Origin of the sequence: Streptomyces sp. NPDC008125 (assembly GCF_042957125.1) — a bacterium.
GTDB lineage: Bacteria > Actinomycetota > Actinomycetes > Streptomycetales > Streptomycetaceae > Streptomyces.
Window position 1 is genome coordinate 1 of record NZ_JBIBHR010000022.1, and the last position, 16,036, is coordinate 16,036.

General features: G+C 72.6%; 14 protein-coding genes. 8 read left to right on the forward strand and 6 right to left on the reverse strand.

Annotation, left to right across the window (positions count from 1 at the left end; translation table 11 throughout):
* The first annotated feature begins 289 nt into the window (after nt 1–289).
* Nucleotides 290–1,096 (forward strand): NUDIX domain-containing protein, encoded by an 807-nt coding sequence (locus ACFZAX_RS29730; protein ID WP_390965400.1) that lies wholly within the window; start codon nt 290–292, stop codon nt 1,094–1,096.
* On the opposite strand, the gene ACFZAX_RS29735 is transcribed toward ACFZAX_RS29730, so the two are convergent.
* On the reverse strand, nt 1,080–2,210 hold the full coding sequence (locus ACFZAX_RS29735) for an XRE family transcriptional regulator (protein ID WP_390965401.1): 1,131 nt from the start codon (nt 2,208–2,210) through the stop codon (nt 1,080–1,082). The two genes, ACFZAX_RS29730 and ACFZAX_RS29735, sit on opposite strands and share 17 nt — an antisense overlap.
* Before the next feature lie 338 nt (nt 2,211–2,548).
* On the opposite strand from ACFZAX_RS29735, the gene ACFZAX_RS29740 reads away from it, so the two are divergent.
* From ACFZAX_RS29740 to ACFZAX_RS29760, 5 genes are all read left to right on the forward strand, one after another.
* Nucleotides 2,549–3,076: a hypothetical protein gene (locus ACFZAX_RS29740; protein ID WP_390965402.1), complete on the forward strand. Its 528-nt coding sequence runs from the start codon at nt 2,549–2,551 to the stop codon at nt 3,074–3,076.
* 213 nt (nt 3,077–3,289) lie between these two features.
* The gene (locus tag ACFZAX_RS29745; RefSeq protein ID WP_390965403.1) at nt 3,290–3,979 is read left to right on the forward strand and encodes an HNH endonuclease; all 690 of its coding nucleotides are present in this window, start codon (nt 3,290–3,292) and stop codon (nt 3,977–3,979) included.
* Nucleotides 3,976–4,197 (forward strand): helix-turn-helix domain-containing protein, encoded by a 222-nt coding sequence (locus tag ACFZAX_RS29750; RefSeq protein ID WP_390965404.1) that lies wholly within the window; start codon nt 3,976–3,978, stop codon nt 4,195–4,197. Before ACFZAX_RS29745 ends, ACFZAX_RS29750 begins: the two co-directional genes overlap by 4 nt.
* A 470-nt stretch (nt 4,198–4,667) precedes the next feature.
* Nucleotides 4,668–5,909: a tyrosine-type recombinase/integrase gene (locus ACFZAX_RS29755; protein ID WP_390965405.1), complete on the forward strand. Its 1,242-nt coding sequence runs from the start codon at nt 4,668–4,670 to the stop codon at nt 5,907–5,909.
* A gap of 382 nt (nt 5,910–6,291) precedes the next feature.
* On the forward strand, nt 6,292–7,170 hold the full coding sequence (locus ACFZAX_RS29760; RefSeq protein WP_390965406.1) for a hypothetical protein: 879 nt from the start codon (nt 6,292–6,294) through the stop codon (nt 7,168–7,170).
* An 80-nt stretch (nt 7,171–7,250) separates the two neighbouring features.
* Here ACFZAX_RS29760 and ACFZAX_RS29765 read toward each other — a convergent pair whose 3' ends face one another.
* Nucleotides 7,251–8,102, reverse strand: coding sequence for a helix-turn-helix domain-containing protein (locus ACFZAX_RS29765; protein WP_390965407.1), 852 nt, complete (start codon nt 8,100–8,102; stop codon nt 7,251–7,253).
* Between the two features lie 88 nt (nt 8,103–8,190).
* Here ACFZAX_RS29765 and ACFZAX_RS29770 point away from each other — a divergent pair, with 88 nt between their 5' ends.
* Nucleotides 8,191–9,015, forward strand: a complete 825-nt coding sequence (locus tag ACFZAX_RS29770; RefSeq protein ID WP_390965408.1) for a glucose 1-dehydrogenase — start codon at nt 8,191–8,193, stop codon at nt 9,013–9,015.
* Nucleotides 9,016–9,079: 64 nt separating this feature from the next.
* On the opposite strand, the gene ACFZAX_RS29775 is transcribed toward ACFZAX_RS29770, so the two are convergent.
* The 4 genes from ACFZAX_RS29775 to ACFZAX_RS29790 form a co-directional block, all read right to left on the reverse strand.
* The gene (locus ACFZAX_RS29775) at nt 9,080–10,483 is read right to left on the reverse strand and encodes an NlpC/P60 family protein (RefSeq protein WP_390965409.1); all 1,404 of its coding nucleotides are present in this window, start codon (nt 10,481–10,483) and stop codon (nt 9,080–9,082) included.
* A gap of 176 nt (nt 10,484–10,659) precedes the next feature.
* On the reverse strand, nt 10,660–13,446 hold the full coding sequence (locus tag ACFZAX_RS29780; RefSeq protein ID WP_390965410.1) for a PQQ-binding-like beta-propeller repeat protein: 2,787 nt from the start codon (nt 13,444–13,446) through the stop codon (nt 10,660–10,662).
* A gap of 87 nt (nt 13,447–13,533) precedes the next feature.
* Nucleotides 13,534–13,809 (reverse strand): hypothetical protein, encoded by a 276-nt coding sequence (locus ACFZAX_RS29785; RefSeq protein ID WP_390965411.1) that lies wholly within the window; start codon nt 13,807–13,809, stop codon nt 13,534–13,536.
* Nucleotides 13,810–13,897: 88 nt separating this feature from the next.
* Complete coding sequence (locus ACFZAX_RS29790; protein ID WP_390965412.1) at nt 13,898–14,833, reverse strand: diiron oxygenase; 936 nt, start codon at nt 14,831–14,833, stop codon at nt 13,898–13,900.
* A 212-nt stretch (nt 14,834–15,045) separates the two neighbouring features.
* Here ACFZAX_RS29790 and ACFZAX_RS29795 point away from each other — a divergent pair, with 212 nt between their 5' ends.
* Entirely contained in the window at nt 15,046–15,975 is a 930-nt protein-coding gene (locus ACFZAX_RS29795) for an ADP-ribosylglycohydrolase family protein (RefSeq protein WP_390965413.1), read from the forward strand.
* The last annotated feature ends 61 nt before the right edge of the window (nt 15,976–16,036 follow it).

Sequence of the window (16,036 nt, forward strand, 5' to 3'; positions counted from 1 at the left end):
CGACCCGCTACAGAAATCATGCCCCTGACCTGCGATGTAGCGGCGTAGCGGATGTAGCGGACTCTCAGGAGGGGGAAGGGGAGGGTAGCGCGGTACCCGCTACCCGCTACCCCTGCCGCTACCTCGATCATGCCCCTGACCTGCGCGGTAGCGGAGGTAGCGGAAGTAGCGGACCTGGGAGAGAAGGGGGCAAGGCGAGCGAGCGTAACGGCAGACGCCCCCTGCCGATACTCAGGGCGGATAGCTACTCTGGTGTGCACCAGTCAACGAGCGGGGAGCGTGCTGCGGGATGGCAGAAACCAAGACGGCCCGGGTGGAACGCACAATCCGCGAGTGGATGGGGAACGGCCGGCTGGCCCCAGGGGACAAGATGCCTTCCGAGCGGGTTTTGGCAGAGGAGCTTGAGATCGGACGGACGGCGCTGCGTCAGGTGCTCGCGCGCCTCGTCGCCGAAGGTGTGCTGGAAGTCCGTAACCGCAGTTCGTATCGTGTCCCAGCTCCGGAAGGCGACGGGGTGCACGCGGGTGCAGCGACTCCGGGGGGCCTTGAGCCGTGGCTGATCCACGGGAGCCGCCCTGTCTACAACAACCAGTGGGTCAGACTTGAGTTGGTCGACGTCGAGCCCCCAAGCGTCCCGCGCTTTGAGCACCACGTGGTGCGACTCCAGCACGTCGCCGTTACGGCGGTGCTCGACAACCGGGAGCGGGTCCTGATGCTGTGGCGATACCGCTTCGTCCCCGACCAGTGGGGATGGGAGCTGCCGGGAGGCATCGTGGACGCGGGAGAGAACGCCAGCACCTGTGCGCGACGAGAGGTCGAGGAAGAGACCGGCTGGCGGCCCGCGAACCTGGAGCACATCGTCACGTATCAGCCCATGGTCGGCATGGTCGACTCGCCTCACGAGATCTTCGTAGGAACCGACGCCGAGCGCATTGGCGACCCGACCGACGTAGAGGAAGCCGGGCGGGTGGAATGGGTGCCCCTGGCGGACATCCCTGAACTGATGGCCCGGGGGCAGCTCATGGGTTCCGGCACACTCGTGGCCCTCCTGCACGTCCTGGCCACTCGCCAGGGAGCGGCTACAGCCTCTGCATGAGCTGATCAATCCGGCGGCGTTGCCGCACCGATCCGGTGCGGCTCGCCAGTCGTCTCGCGCTCCGCAGTTGCTCTTGGGCTTGGTCGTACTCCCCGCGCGCAAGGTGGGCCTGTGCCAGATCGCTGCGCAAGCCGGACTCAGCGCGAACGAACGTCGAATCGACATCGTCAAGAGCTGCATAGAGGCTGCTCACAGCATCGGCATCACCAAGTAGGGCCAGTGCGTTGCCACGCCACCGCGTCAGGTGTGCGCCGTTCAGGAAAATGCTGAGCATGTCCGGGTCTCGGACCTCTTCACCTGATGGCAGCACAGCCGCAGCCTTGGCTAGGGCTCGTCGGCAGTCGTCGGGGAGTCCAGCCTTCGCGCACAACTCAGCCTCCGCCGCGTACAGCCACGACTGGAGTCGCGGGGAGATGTGACCGCCCCCGGAGCGCCGAGCCTCCCGCACGAGGGCAACCGCCGTTTCCGGGCGGCCCGCGTCGCACAGTACGTATGCCTGTTCCGCCATGGCATGGGCGAGGTACATGGGTTCCTGTGCCTCCTGCGCGGCCCGCTTGGCCAGCTCATAGTTCCGCCAAGCTCGGTCGACAGCACCGGCATCGAGAGCCTGCCAGGCGGCGAGCGTGGCAGCGGCAGCGAGGGCCTGCGCAATTGGCCGGCGTGTCTCGGAGAGGACCGCGAACGTGAGTGCTTCTTCGAGCCGGGCCAAGTGGCCCGTCATCTGATCAACAAGACCGGCTGCACCCATTTGGCGATCCATCGTCCGCAACAGTTCGGTCTGATCCGTGAACGTCTTCACCATGCTTAGGCCGACGTCTCGGGCCGAGTCGATACGGCCGATCAGGTCGTCGTATCCGTCGACCAGAGACACCACGTCGGCCCCGCCGCCCCCCAGCAACTCAGCATCGGTAAGGCCCAAGAGAGGTCGCAGGATGGCCGCAAACCGCGCCGAGAGGTGGCGCCTGCCGTTCTCCCACTCCGAGACGTAGACGCGCAGGCTGGCCGTCGTCGGGACGTCCAGCATGTGCTCCCGGGAGTGGCGCTCGATTTCGCGCACCAGTCGCTCCTGCGACCAGCCGCGCGCGGTTCTCGCATCTTTCAGACCTGCGCTCATCCACAACACCCCAAGCCGATGTCCTGACGGCACTTCACCCTCAGCATGCACCAATCTCGCAGGTGGCAAGGGGTTAACCCCCTGATTGTTAAGCCCTGTTGGCTACCGGCGCCCACCCTGAGGGGCTTTCCTCGAAGCATGCAGAACGGCAAGGACCCCAAGAAGCCGGTCCAACCGTCTTGCATCTGGTGCGCACCAGTTGCAAACTGTTGGTGCGCACCAGATCGGAACGCGAAAGCGGGCCACGAGGGCTTACGCCGTCATGACCCGCATCAGCAGGGAGCGGCTCCCTACCGCCAAGCAGAACGCCGCTCCCCGACCCTCGAAGGGGCAATTCCATGATGCCTGAAACCGCCACCACCACGCGTATCGCTCCCCAGGGGATGGGTGTTACGAGCCTGGACCTCGTCAGGGACCTGACCGGCTCTGAGCGGGCCGTGGCTCTGTACGTGTCGGACATGCCGTCCGGACGCCGTCGCCACTCCGCTGAGCAGGTCCGCGACTGGATCGCACAGGGTGTCCAGCGGCTCGGCCGCGAGGAGATCGCCCGTTGGGGCGCCTTTCTGCGCGGGCACCGCCTGCTGGACCTCAATGGCCTGGTGAGCGTTCAGATTCAGCAGCGGCACGAGCAGCGGTTCCCGAAGGCGGGGCGCCTGGTTACGGCCGACCAGCAGGCGGCCAACACGGTCTTTGACGGCATGAGCGAGGAGACCCGCCGCCGTAACCACGTCGCCGAAGTCGACGGTGCCTGCCCGTGCAGGGGTACTCGCCGCATTCGGATGCACCTCGAAGAGGGCCGCGACTCGCTGGCCATGATGTGCCCGGTCCACGCGCAGGACGCGATTCGCCTGATGGCACGCGCATGAGCGCCGCGACGGAGCAGGTGCGCGCGCTGCTCGCTCAGGCGCCCACCACCCGCCCGCACGGTGCCCTGGTGGCGTGACCAGTCGAGGCCGGTCGACCCCTCTTGCCCGATCGATCGACCCCGTCGACCGGCCCGCCCGCACCCCGGGCCGGTCGACACCTGACCTGCGTGACGGCACCCGTCACACCCCCGTCACGCCCTGGAGAACGCTTCCGTGAGCCACCACCGATTAGCCGCTTCCCGGCGGCGCCACCGCCGGGAACAGCTCGCCCGCCGTCACGGCGCCCGCTGCACGTACTGCCTCCGGCCGTTCACGTCCACGCGGGACGCCACGCTCGACCACATCGCCCCGCACTCGCTCTTCCCGACGTGGTCGGTCGTGCACCTCACCCTCGCCTGCCGACCTTGCAACCAGGCGAAGGCGGACCGCCTCCCGCTGTCCCTCGCACTCCTCCTGCTGCGGTGGTACGGCCCGCCGCAGCCGACCGCCCCCGTGAACACGACGGCTGTTCACGGCCCCCGGCCCGTGTTCACGGCCCTCACCGCCCCGGCCCCCGTGCTCTCCGCCAGGCGGGGGAGCACGCAGGTCACGCCCGGTCGGGACACCGTGAACAGCCACCCGCACGCCGCCGCGTCCCCGGTCGCGACGTGGCTGCTGCTGGCCCGGATCGCTCACGCCCACCAGGTGGCCGCCGTCGCCCGTGAACAACCTCGTGAACACCGTGAACGCCCGGCCGGCCGCCGTGAACAGACCCGTGAACACCGTGAACACCCGGCCGGTTTCCCGGCCCGCGCCTCCCCCCGACCACCGGCCACCACCCCGGCCGGCCGACCCGACCGGCCGAAGCCCGCACCGCTCCCACGCACCGCCCGCCCGGAGACGAGGAGTCACCAACGCCCATGACCAGCAAGCCGATTGAGACCCTGCGCGGCGGGCTTCCCGACCGCTACCTCACCCCCGAGGACATCGCGGCTCTGCTCGCCGTGCCGATCGAGACCGTCTACCACTGGCGCAAGCAGCGCACCGGCCCGCCCGGATTCCGCGTCGGCCGACACGTCCGCTACGACCCCGCCGCCGTACAGGCATGGGTCCGCGAGCAGACCGCCCACGACGCCGCCTGACCCCGGCCGACCGCCCGGCACCACGGCCTCACCGGGCGGGGAGGCCGCCGTCACCCGGTTGGGGAGGCGGGCACATCTTGGGGAGTTCTCCCCAACCCCCTCCCCAACCCGCCCCACCCAGGCTGATCAGCGACAACACCCCAGTTGGGGAGGCGGGGAGGCTGGGGAGGCGTCGCCGGAACCCTCCGGAAAACCGCCTCCAGCGGCCGCACGGAGACCCCTCTCCCGCCTCCCCCTCGGCACCGAATCCGGCAGGGAGGCGCGGTGCCTCAGCTCAGGGAGGCAGGGAGAACTCCCTCAGCGCCTCCCTGCCCCTCATCCCTCGGCCCCACCTGCACAGACGGCTTTTCAGGGAGGCAGGGAGGCACCCCGGCGCCCCTCCTGAAAAGCCGCTCTGAGCGCCATCCCGAGAGGGGGCCCGCGCCTCCCTCTCCAGCACTCCACCACCACCACGAAGGGACACAGCCCACATGGCTGGCCACATCCAGGACCGCTGGTTCAAGACCGAGACCAACGACCAGGGCAAGACCGTCCGCACCAAGACCGACCGCCACGGAACCGGACTCCGCTACCGCGCCCGGTACATCGGCCCGGACGGCACCGAGAAGTCCAAGAGCTTCCCCGACGGCAAGAAGCGCGTTGCCGACGACTGGCTGTCCCAGATCGAGGCGGACATGACGCGCGGGCAGTACGTCGACCCGCGCGCCGGCCGCCTGACCTTCCGGCAGTACGCCGAGAAGTGGCTCAAGTCGTTGGGCTCCGAGCCGAGCACCGTGGACTCGATGACGTCTCAGCTCACGCTGCACGCGTTCCCGTACATCGGTGCCCGCCCCCTCGGTTCCTTCCAGCCGGAGCACATCCGCGAGTGGGTGGCGACGCTCGAACAGCGGGGCATCCCCGGGCCCTACGCCCGCGCGATCTACTCGAACGCCCGGGCCGTGCTGAGCGCCGCCGTCGATGACGGCTACCTGGCGCGCAACCCGTGCTCGGTCCGGTCGGTCCGACAGCCCGTGGTGGAGCCCAAGAGGGTCGTTCCGTGGTCCGCAGAGAGGGTGTTCGCCGTTCAGGACGCCCTGCCGGAGCGCTATCAGGCGATGGTCGACCTGGGGGCCGGGTGCGGCATGCGACAGGGGGAGATCCTGGGGATCGCGGCCGATGCGCTGGACTTCGAGGACGACACCTTGCACGTGGTGCAGCAGCTCAAGCTGAGCGGGAGCAAGCCCGTCTTTGCGTTGCCCAAGGGCGGGAAGGTGCGCACGGTGCCGCTCCCGGGGCCCGTGGCCGATGCGCTCAAGGCGCACATGAAGCGCTGGCCGCCGGTGGAGGTCACGTTGCCGTGGCGGAGGGCCGACGGTCCGAAGGTGACCCGGCGGCTCATCCTCTCGGCCCCCCGTGGCAACCACGTGTGGCGCACCTCGCTCAACGACGGCGCCTGGAAGCCCGCTCTCGTGGCCGCCGGGGTCATCCCGGAGCCGGAGACCGAGGAGGACTCCTACGCCGCCGCACGCGAGCACGGAATGCACGCCCTGCGGCACTTCTACGCCTCGGCCCTGCTCGACGGCGGGGAGAACATCAAGGCCGTCAGCGAGTACCTGGGGCACAGCGACCCGGCCATGACGCTGCGGGTCTACGCCCACCTCATGCCGAGCAGCAAGGAGCGCACCCGCAAGGCCATCGCGACGGCCTACCACCGGGGCCCGAAGCGGCCCTGACGGCCCACAGACGGCCCCGGGCACACAATGGGCCCCTGATCTGCCGAGAGTTGGCAGGTCAGGGGCCCATTGCCCTTTCAGGACTGCTTCTCCGAGCCGGAGAAGACGAACGCGTACCTGGCCTCGGTCGCGGGCGCCTGACCCCGCCCGGTCCTCTTCAGACGCCGGTCACCGACAACCCGTCGGTGACCGGCGCCTTTTGCGTACGCGGGGTCGGCGATACCTGTCCGCCATGGAGGGGAACGGTTGATGTTGAACGTGTTCAAATTCCCTGGCAGGATGAGTGGAGACGCGGTCGCCCGCCGGGCGTGCCGCGCGTTCCCGGTGCGCTGCCCGCCCTGCTGTCCGGCCTGCCGCCCGCCCGTCGTGAGAGGGGCTCTCCATGGGGCAAAAACGTTCGTTCGACGACATGCAGACGATGTCGCTGCTCGTGGCGACCCTGGAGGCGGTGGCGGTCCTCATCCTCTTCATGGTCCACGGTCGGGCGCAGGAGGCCCCGAGTGCCCAGTCCTTCGGCCTGGGCGTGTTCTTCATGCTGCCCTTCCTCGTGCTGGCGGGCCTTTTCGCCGGGGCCGTGCTGTCGCTGGCCCTCGTGATCCCCACCGTGCGGCTGAGCGAGGCGCTGGGACGCAGGTTCGGTGGCCGTGAGGCGTGGTGGTGGGTGCCGGTGGTGTCGGCGGCGGTGCTCGCGCCGCTGGGAGTGGTCGCGGCCCTGACCGGGTACCTCGGACCGATCCACGCGGCGACGGCATGGTGCGCGGCGACGGTCCTGCTCGCCGTGGCCGGCCTCGTCACCCGGGTCGCGCGCAAGGGACTCTTCGGCCCGACAGTGCTGTGGGGCACTCTGGGGGTGCTGAGTACCGGTGTGCTCGGGCTCATGGCCCTCGACTTCGGCCTCGTCGAGACGTACGCCCCACCGGTCGTCACCCGCGCCTCGATGGTGGGCGTCTGGACCGACGGGGAGGGCGGGACCCTGACGCTCGCGGAGGACGGCAGCGCCCGGTCCGTGGCGGTCGGAGACCCCGCCTCCGACGCCGGGACCGCGGAGGGGATGGAGCGCTGCACCGGCCGGGGCACCTGGGCCTACGACCGCGGCGAGGGTGACTGGGGGCAGACGGTCCTCGTCACCGTCCCGGAGTGCGGTGGGGGCGAAGAGAGTTCCTGGGAGGTGGGCGGCGACGAGAGCGGGGTCACCGTCCACCGGTACATCGGCGACCCCGACTCCTGGAACCTGTACACGTTGGCGAAAGCGCGGAACTGAGGCCGGCCCGTCTCGGCGCACGTCCGCCTGAGCAGCGGGTCCGGTGCCGGAGAGGCATGTCGACCCTCGCGCCCGGTCGCTCAGCCCGGCACGTCCATGCGCTGCGTACCGATCACCGCCAGCAGCCGCAACGCCTCCTCGGCCGGAGAGCCGGGTTCGGCCGTGTAGAGCACCACGTGCTGGTCCCGGTCGGCGAGGTCGAGGACGTCGCAGGCGAGGGCGATGGGACCGACCAGCGGATGGTGGACGGTCTTGCGCAGGGCGGGTTCGGCGTGCACGTCGTGGGCGGCCCACAGCCGGGCGAACTCCGGGCTTCCGGCGAGGAGATCGGCGACGAGTGTGGAGACCTCGGGGTCGCCGGGGTAGCGCGCGGCGGCGGCGCGCAGGCGCTGGGCCGCCGTACGGGCGAACGCCTCCGCGTCGGCCGGGTCGTGCAGCGGCCGGTCCGGCGAGGGCGGTGTGAGGAAGGCCTGGCGCACCAGGTTGCGCTCGCGCCGGGGCAGGGCGGAGTAGTCCCCCAGGAGGGCGACCGCCAGATCGTTCCAGGCGATCACCTCGAAGGTCGCGGAGAGCACGATCCCCGCCGTGTCCGGCAGCCGCCGCAGGAGGTCGAGGACGCTCTGCCGCACGTGCCGCGAGGGCCCGTCCGGCGGGCCGGGCGGGGTGCCGGCGAGGTGGTGCAGGTGGTGGCACTCGGCGTCCGACAGGCGCAGGGCGCGGGCCAGGCCGTCGATCACCTCGCGCGAGGGGTGCGGGCCGCGGGCCTGCTCCAGCCGGGTGTAGTACTCGGTCGAGATGAACGCCAGCTGCGCCACCTCCTCACGGCGCAGCCCCGGGGTCCGGCGACGCGGCCCGGCGGGCAGCCCCACGTCGGAAGGGGCGATGCGCTCACGTCTGCCGCGCAGGAAACCGGCCAGCTCTTCTCTGTCCACGCGCCCCAGTCTGCACGGGTGGCGGGAAGCTCATCCAGGTACCGCCGGTGCCTGGATGAGCTTCCCGTCCGGACCCAGACTCGGGGCCATGAACAACGCACCGCACACCGACCGTTCCACCGACACCACCTCCCCCCTCGCCACCGCCGCCGGCGGCCTGCTCGCCGGCAAGGTCGCCTTCGTCACCGGCGCCGGTCGCGGCATCGGCGCCGCCGCCGCCCGCCTGTTCGCCCGGGAAGGAGCCCGGGTGCTGCTCGCAGCCCGCACCGGGCACGAGCTCAAGGCGGTGACCGAGGAGATCCGGGCAGCCGGCGGTACCGCCGCGTACACGGTCTGCGACCTCGCCGACGGGGCCGGTGTCCGGGCCGCCGTCGACCGTGCGGTCGAGCTGTACGGGCGGCTCGACGTCGCCTTCAACAACGCCGCGACCAGCGTGCCCCCGGCCCCGATGGACCAGGTGTCCGAGGCGGACTTCGACCATGTCTACGCCGTGACCCTCAAGGGGCAGTGGCTGGCGATGTCCGCCCAGGTCGCCGCCATCCGCGCCACCGCCGGCACGGGGGCGATCGTCAACAACTCGTCCGTGGGCAGCCTCCGGGGCAACCCCCAGCTCGCCGCCTACGGTGCGATGAAGCGGGCGGTCAACAGCCTCACCGAATCGGCCGCCGCCACCTACGGCCCGGAGGGCATCCGCGTCAACGCCATCGCCCCCGGCACCACGCTGACCGAGATGATGCGCGCGTGGGACGACGCCTCACCCGGTGTCGTCGACCACCTCAACGCCCGCACCCCGCTGCGCCGCGCGGCCGACCCCGACGAGATCGCCCAGGCCGCCGCCTGGCTGCTGAGCGACCGCGCCTCCTACGTGACCGGAGCGGTCCTGCCGGTCGACGGCGGCATGCAGGCGATCTGACGCCGGCGATCCGATGTGCCGGCGATCCGATGCCGGCGATCCGACGCCGTGCGCGAACTCCCCGTCACTCCGGCTCGGTCGACCCGCCGTACCCCGTGTCGGACCCCTCCGACGCCCCCTCCGGCAACTCCGGCCGGGTGTACGTGCCGAGCGGTACGCCCTCCGGGTCGGGACGTACGGCGCCGAGCAGCGGGTTCGACGCCAGCGGCGACACCTTCACCCGCGCCCCCGGCCTCGGCGCCTGCACCACCAGGCCGTCGCCGATGTACAGCGCCACGTGGGTGGCCTCCGGGTAGTACACGACGAGGTCGCCGGGGCGCAGCGAGGAGACCGGGACGCGGGACAGTCCGGCCCACTGCTCCTGGGAGGTCCGGGGGAGGGGCAGCCCGGCGTGCTCCCAGGCCCGCATGGTGAGCCCGGAGCAGTCGAAACTGTCCGGCCCCTCGGCCCCCCACTCGTACGGCTTGCCGATCTGCTCGATCGCGTACGCCACCGCCTCGGCGCCCTCCCGCGTCGGCGGGCGTGTCGAGCTGAGGGCGCCGGAGGCGAGGAGGTCCTGTTGCGCCGCGTCCACGCGGTCGTCCTCCAGGGCGGAGACCGCACCGAGTTGGTTCGGCGTGAGCCCGGCCAGGCGCGCCTCCACGCGGTCCAGCGCCGCTCGTACGGAGTCGCGCTGCCGCCGCCGCTCCGCCGCGAGCGCCCGCTGTTCCGCGAGCGCCTTGCGGGCGGCGACCGCGAGGACACCGGCCCGCTTCTCGGCCTTCGTCAGGCGGGCCACGGTCGCCGCGCGCCCGGCCGCCGCACGGGCGATCACATGACTCCGGCCGAACGCGTCGGACCCCCGGTCCGCCAGCAGCAGGCGGAGGTACGCGGAGAAGTCGGACCGGCCCCGGTACTGCTCCCGGGCCAGCTGCCCGGCCGCCGCGCGCCCGGAGACGAGGGTGCGCCGGGCCCTCGTCAGGGCATCGTTCGCCTTCCGGGTGGCGGCCGTCTGCCGCGCCAGCTTCTCGTCGGTCGCGTTGTACGTCTCGGTGGCCTTCTCCAGCCGCCGGAAGAGCGTCTGGAGTTCGGTGAGCAGGGCGGGGGCGGCCTGGGGGGCGGAGGCCTCGGGGGTGGACGTGTCGGGGGTGGACGTGTCGGGGGTGGCGGACGCGGACGGAGTGCGGCCGGCCAGGGCCTCGGAGGCGTCCACGGTCACGCCGGGGGACGGTGCGGGGCTGGACGAGTGGGCGCGGTCGGGGGACGGGGCGGAGGCCGGGGACGGGGTGGGGAGTGGGGCGTCCGTCGCGCCGTCGGGCGCGTCGTCCTGGGTGGGCGCGGAGCCCTTCGCCTGGTTCCTCAAGGTCCCGGAGATCTCGGACGGCTCCGGCGCCGGTCGTGCGCCGGGGTCGGCGCCGGGTGGGGCGTGGGCGGCGACGGCGGCCAGGACCGCCGTCGCGCAGACCGCTCGCAGAAGTCTGCCTGACACGTCATCACCTCCGGTGATGGTGCGGGGCCCGTCGTCCGTACAACGGTCCGGACCAGGCCCCTGAAAAGTGTGCGAATCATATTTATCCGCTCACTCGGGGTCCGGTGGTGCAAGCACCGCACGGCGTGGCGCCCCGCCTCACCCCGTACGGCGGGGTGCGCCCGGGGCGTCGTCCGTCAGGTCACGGGGAACGCGTAGACGGCCCGGCCCCGCAGCACGATCGCGGTCCGGTCGGTCGTCAGGGTCCGGTACGGGCCGGTGACGGCGGCGCCCTCGGGCTCGGCCACTCCGATGTCCTGGAACTTCCACAGTCGCCGCCCGTCCCGCGCGTCGAACGCCGTCACCTGTGTGGTGTCCGAGGCGAGGACCGTGTCACCGGACGCGGTGACGGTGACGGCGGGCGCGGCGCCGCCGACCGGCACCTCGGTGGAGCGCAGCCAGAGGAGTTTGCCGGTCTCGCGTTCGACCATGCCGACCTCCTGGGTGCGGTTGGTGGTGACGATCAGATCGCCCGACTCCACCGGGGTGCCGAACTCCGACGTCGTGCCGGTTCCGTCGAGCCGCCACAGCGGTTTGCCGCTGTCCGTGTCCCAGGACTGCAGGGCGTCGCCGACCGCCCCGAAGAGCCGCCCCTCCTCGTCGCCGCCCGCCGCGCCGGAGGGGCCGACCCCACCGAACTGCTTCGTCCAGAGCAGCTTTCCGGTCGTCCGGTCGAAGCAGCGGAAGGAGCCCTTGCCCTTGGCCGCGCGCACATCGTCGGGGGTGAGGGTGGAGGCGTCCTGGCGCACCACGATGTCGTTCAAACGGGTCGCCGTCAGCCGGTACTCGGGGCCTGCCGCGTCCCGGCCCGCCGGTACCTGGACCCGCCACAGCTCCTCGCGGCTCACCAGGTCGTACGCGAAGAAGTACGCCTGGACGACCCGCTTGTCCTTGCCGGGCTTCTTGCCCTTGGCCGGTTTCGGGGCCTTCACGGTCACCGTCCGCGCGCCCGAGAACCAGACGACGGAGCCCGACTGCCCGGTGAGCGTGCCGACGCGGAGCCCGGGGAGGCCGGCGAAGCCGTCCGCGTACCGGACCCGGTGCTCCACCTCGCCCGTCTCCGGCGACAGCCACAGGAACGCGGTCGGGCCCGCGACGAAGACGAGGCTGTCCCCGGCGGCCAGCGCCGCCTGGCCCTCGGCGGCGTCCGCGCGCTGCCAGACCCGCTTGCCCGTGCGGAGGTCGACCGCCGACGCCTGGGCCTTGCTCGTCAGCACCAGCAGCCGGTCCTGCCAGAGCGCGGCGGTGAGCGGCTCCGCCTCGGACGCCGGGTGCGCGTACGTCCAGGTGAGGGCGGGCGGCTGCCCGGGCAGCGCGGGGCCCTTGCTCGGCTCGGGCTTGCCGTCGTCCACCGGGGCGGGTGCGTCGTCGGTCCCGAGGGCGCCGACCGCGACCCCGCCGACGAGGAGGCCCAGCGCCCCGGCGGCGACGGTGGCCAGCAGCGACCTGCGGGTGGGGAAGAGCGGGGCCCGGTCCGGACCGGAGGACTGCTGCACCCGCGGGGCCGCCGCCCCGGTGGGCAGGGTGCCGCCGCCCGGCAGGGAGGTGCCGGAGTACGGAACCGGGTAGGCCCCGGCAGCCGGCGCCTGGGCGGCGAGCGAGCCGCCGGCCGGCGACTCCAGGGGGCGGCGTGCGGGAAGCAGCGAGCCGGGGGAGGGGACGCCCGGCGGGACGGCCGGCGGGACGGCCGGCGCGGGCGGGGCGGCGCGCCGGGTCGCCAGGGCCCGGCCGGTCGCGGGAGCCCGGCCGGTCGCGGGAGCCCGGCCGGTCGCGGGGCCCTGCTCGGGGGAGGGCTCGCGGAGTGCGGCGAGCCGGGTGGTGGGGTGGTCCGGCTCCCCGTCGCGGGAACGGGTGTCGAGGAACCGGGTGGGCGCCCCGCCTCCGGCGGAGGCCGTGGCGTCGGGATTGTTCGTGGCGCCGGGGCCGTCCGTGGCGTCCGTGCCGCCGGGGCTGTCCGTGCCGTCCGTGCCGCCGGGGCCGTCCGGGGTGTCCAGCGCCCGTACCCGGGCCTCCTGGTCGGCCACCGCCGCCGAGAGCCGTTCCGGCAGCCAGCCGCTCCGGGCGAGCGCGGCGGCGCCCTCCAGCGCCAGCGACGCCGCCACGGACGCGGCGCTCGGGCGGGCGCCCGGGTCCTTCGCCAGGCATCCGGCGATCAGCTCCCGCAACTCGGCCGGTACGCCGTCCAGTCCGGGCTCCCCGTGGGCGATCCGGTCCGCCGTGCTCTCGGCGGGGCCCCCGGCGAACGGGGTGGCCCCGGTCGCCGCGTACGTCAGCAGCAGCCCGAGCACGAAGAGGTCGGAGGCGGGGCCCACCTCCTGGCCGGCGACCTGCTCCGGGGTGAGGTAGCCGAGCCGTACGGAGAGCTGCCCGCCCGGCAGCGCTTCGGCGGCGGCGGCCCCGCCCAGCGGGCCGAAGGCGGTCAGCCGGGGCCCGTCGGCGGCGAGCAGCACGGTGTCGGGGGAGAGCCCCTGGAGCGCGGAGCCGGTGGCGTGCACCCGGGCCAGCACCTCGGCGACACCCGCGCCCAGTATCCGCACCGCGCGCTCGGGCAGCGGTCCGCCGACGGCGACGGCCTCCGCGAGCGTCAGCGCGGGCAGGTAACGGGCGGCGGTCCAGAGCCGCTCAGGGCCGGAGAGCGAAACGCCACCGGTGCCGTCGCCGGGGACGTCGGCGACGTCAGTGACGTCGAGGGGTGGCTGCACCCAGCCCCCGGCCAGGCGTTCGGCGGTACGGACCTCGGCCTGGAAGCGGCGCCGGAAGGCGGGCACCTGGGCGAGGGCCGGCCGGGCGGCGGTGACCAGCACCAGGTCCTCGGCGTCCGCGCCGCGCGCCACGTAACTCACCGCGCTCGCCGTCTCGCGGTGACGGGCCAGCGCGGTGTACGGGCCGAAGCGGCGTGGATCGTCCTGACGAAGCGCCTCCATGGCGCACCCCCCTCGTGACCGTCCCTCGGCACCTGACCGCCGATCTTAGGGGGTTCGGGCCGGGACCGAGCGCTCCGCCCCGGGGCCTCAGCCGCCGCTGTTCGGCTTCGTCCAGGGCCACTTGGGGCGGAAACGCTCCCGGCCGCCGGGGGCGTACTCGTACAGCCAGCCGCGCTGGAGGTGCAGCCGGGGGGTGTACCCGGCGGGGACGCGGCGGTAGGCGTGGACGGTCGGCGGACCGCCGTCCTCGGCCGGTACCGGCACCACGTACCACTTGGGCGGGTGGCCGGTGAGGCCGGTGAGGACGGGCAGGACCCGGCCGTCCAGGGGACCGCCCTCGAAGGGGGTGTTCTCGCTTCTCACCCGGACAGTCTTGCTCACCGGGCACCGGCGGCCGGCCGGGGCGGCCACCCGGCGGGCCGCCGGGCGCACCCGGCCGTACGGCTCCGGCTCAGGCCAGCAGCCCCGACTTCCGCCAGAGCTTGCGGCTCACCCCGTTCATCACGCCGATGTCGTCGAAGAAGTCGGTGAGCCGCTTCGCGCCCGACTGCATGACCTCCTTGCGGTGCCCGCTCGCCTTGACCTGGGCGAGCGCCTCGCGACGGTCCAGGCCCACGTTCTCGTACACCTGCGGGTTGATGAAGCAGACGGAGAACACCCGGGCCGCCTCGCCCGAGGTCAGCCGGGTCAGCTCCCGCTCCCAGCGCGGGGCGGTCACCATCTGGCGGCGGAGCTCCTCGCGGGCGTACCGGACGTGCCGGGCCTCCTCGACGACGTGGATGCGGGTCACTCCGCGCACCAGCGTCTGGACCCGCTCGTCCGGGAAGGTCAGCCGCTGCATCCAGTCGAGGATCTCCTCGCCGAGCAGGGTCGCGGCGAACGAACCCGGCGTGGTGGACACGCTCTTCAGGACCCGGGCCACGTTGTGGTAGCCGCGCGGAACCGGGTACGTGGGGGCCCTGCCCCACTCGATCATCTTGCCGAACATCATCGAATGCCGGCACTCGTCGGCTATCTCGGTGAGCGCGTACCGCACGTGGTTGCTGGTCACCGGCTTGTCGTAGATGTGCCGGACCAGCAGCTGCATCAGGATGATCTCGAACCAGATGCCCAGCGAGGCGAGCGAGGCAGCCTCGTGCCGGGCGAGTTCCATCCGCTGCTCCTCGGACATCTTCCGCCAGAGCGGAGTGTCGTAGAGGGAGACCAGCTCGGGCGGCCAGAACCACTTGCCGTCCTCGATCGCCGAGCTCCAGTCGATCTCGGTCTCGGGGTCGAAGGAGTGCTTGGCCGAGGATTCGAGCAGGCGCTCGGCGATCTGCTCGCGGTCCCGGAGCGGGCCGAGCGCATCGCGGAGGACCTGGACGTCGTGTTCGCTCACTGTCGTCATGACTGGGGTACCTCGCACGTGGGTTACCTGGGGTCACCTCTTATTGGACTGCTTGTCAGCAAGGCCGTCAATCCCCCGCGTCCTACTTGCCGGCCGGATGTCCCATGGCGTGCGTCACGTCAACTTCCGTACGATGTGCGCGGTTTGACCGGACGGTCCACGCGCACGGGAAAACGGTGGGCAGGGGCGGTGCGGTTCGGGAGGATGACCGCATGACGAACTCCTCGCCCCACACCCCGGCGGACGTCTTCCGGGCCGGCGCCGAAGCGGCCCGCCGCAGCCTCGAAGGGCTCAGCCTCGGGGACGCGTTCGGCGAGCGGTGGTTCCCCCTCTTCCGCGAACCCCGCCAGGCAATCCGCGAGATCACCGAACGACTGACCCCCGCCGAGCCCCGCTGGCACTGGACCGACGACACCGCGCTGGCCCTCGCGCTCGACCAGGTCCTCGCCGGATACGGCGAAGTCGTCCAGGACCGGCTGGCCCTCGTCTTCGCCCTCACCTTCGACGCGGACCGGGGGCGCGGATACGGCCACGGCATGCACATGCTGCTGCCCCAACTGCTCGCCGGCCCCGCCGACTGGCGCACGCTGGCCCCCGGCCTCTTCGACGGCGGCAGCCTCGGCAACGGAGCGGCCATGCGGGTCGCCCCGCTCGGCGCCCGCTTCCACGAGGACCTGGACCACGTCTCCCGGCAGGCGCGCCTCCAGGCCGAGGTCACGCACGCCCACCCGGAGGGGATCGCGGGCGCGGTCGCCGTGGCGGTCGCGGCGGCCCTCTCGGTCCGGGGCGAACTCGCCCTCCCCGCCGTCGCCGAGCGGACCCCCGAGGGACTCGTACGGGACGGGCTGCGCCGGGCCGCCGAGCTGCCGTTCACCACCGAACCCTGGCGGGCCGCCGACATCCTGGGCAACGGGCAGCGCATCCGGGCGGACGACACCGTGCCCTTCGCGCTGTGGACGGCCGCCCGCCACCCGGACGACCTGGAAGCGGCGCTCTGGGCGACCGCCGAGGGCCTCGGAGACGTGGACACCACCTGCGCCATCACCGGCGGGGTGGTCGGCGCGGCCACCGGGACCGGCCGGGTGCCCGTCGAATGGCTGCGGAAGCGGGAGCCGTTGACCGGCTTTCCGGTGCAGGCCTGACATCGGGTCGCCCGGTGGCCGGCCGACGGGCCGCCCGCTCCCGGGTTATTGAACAGGGACC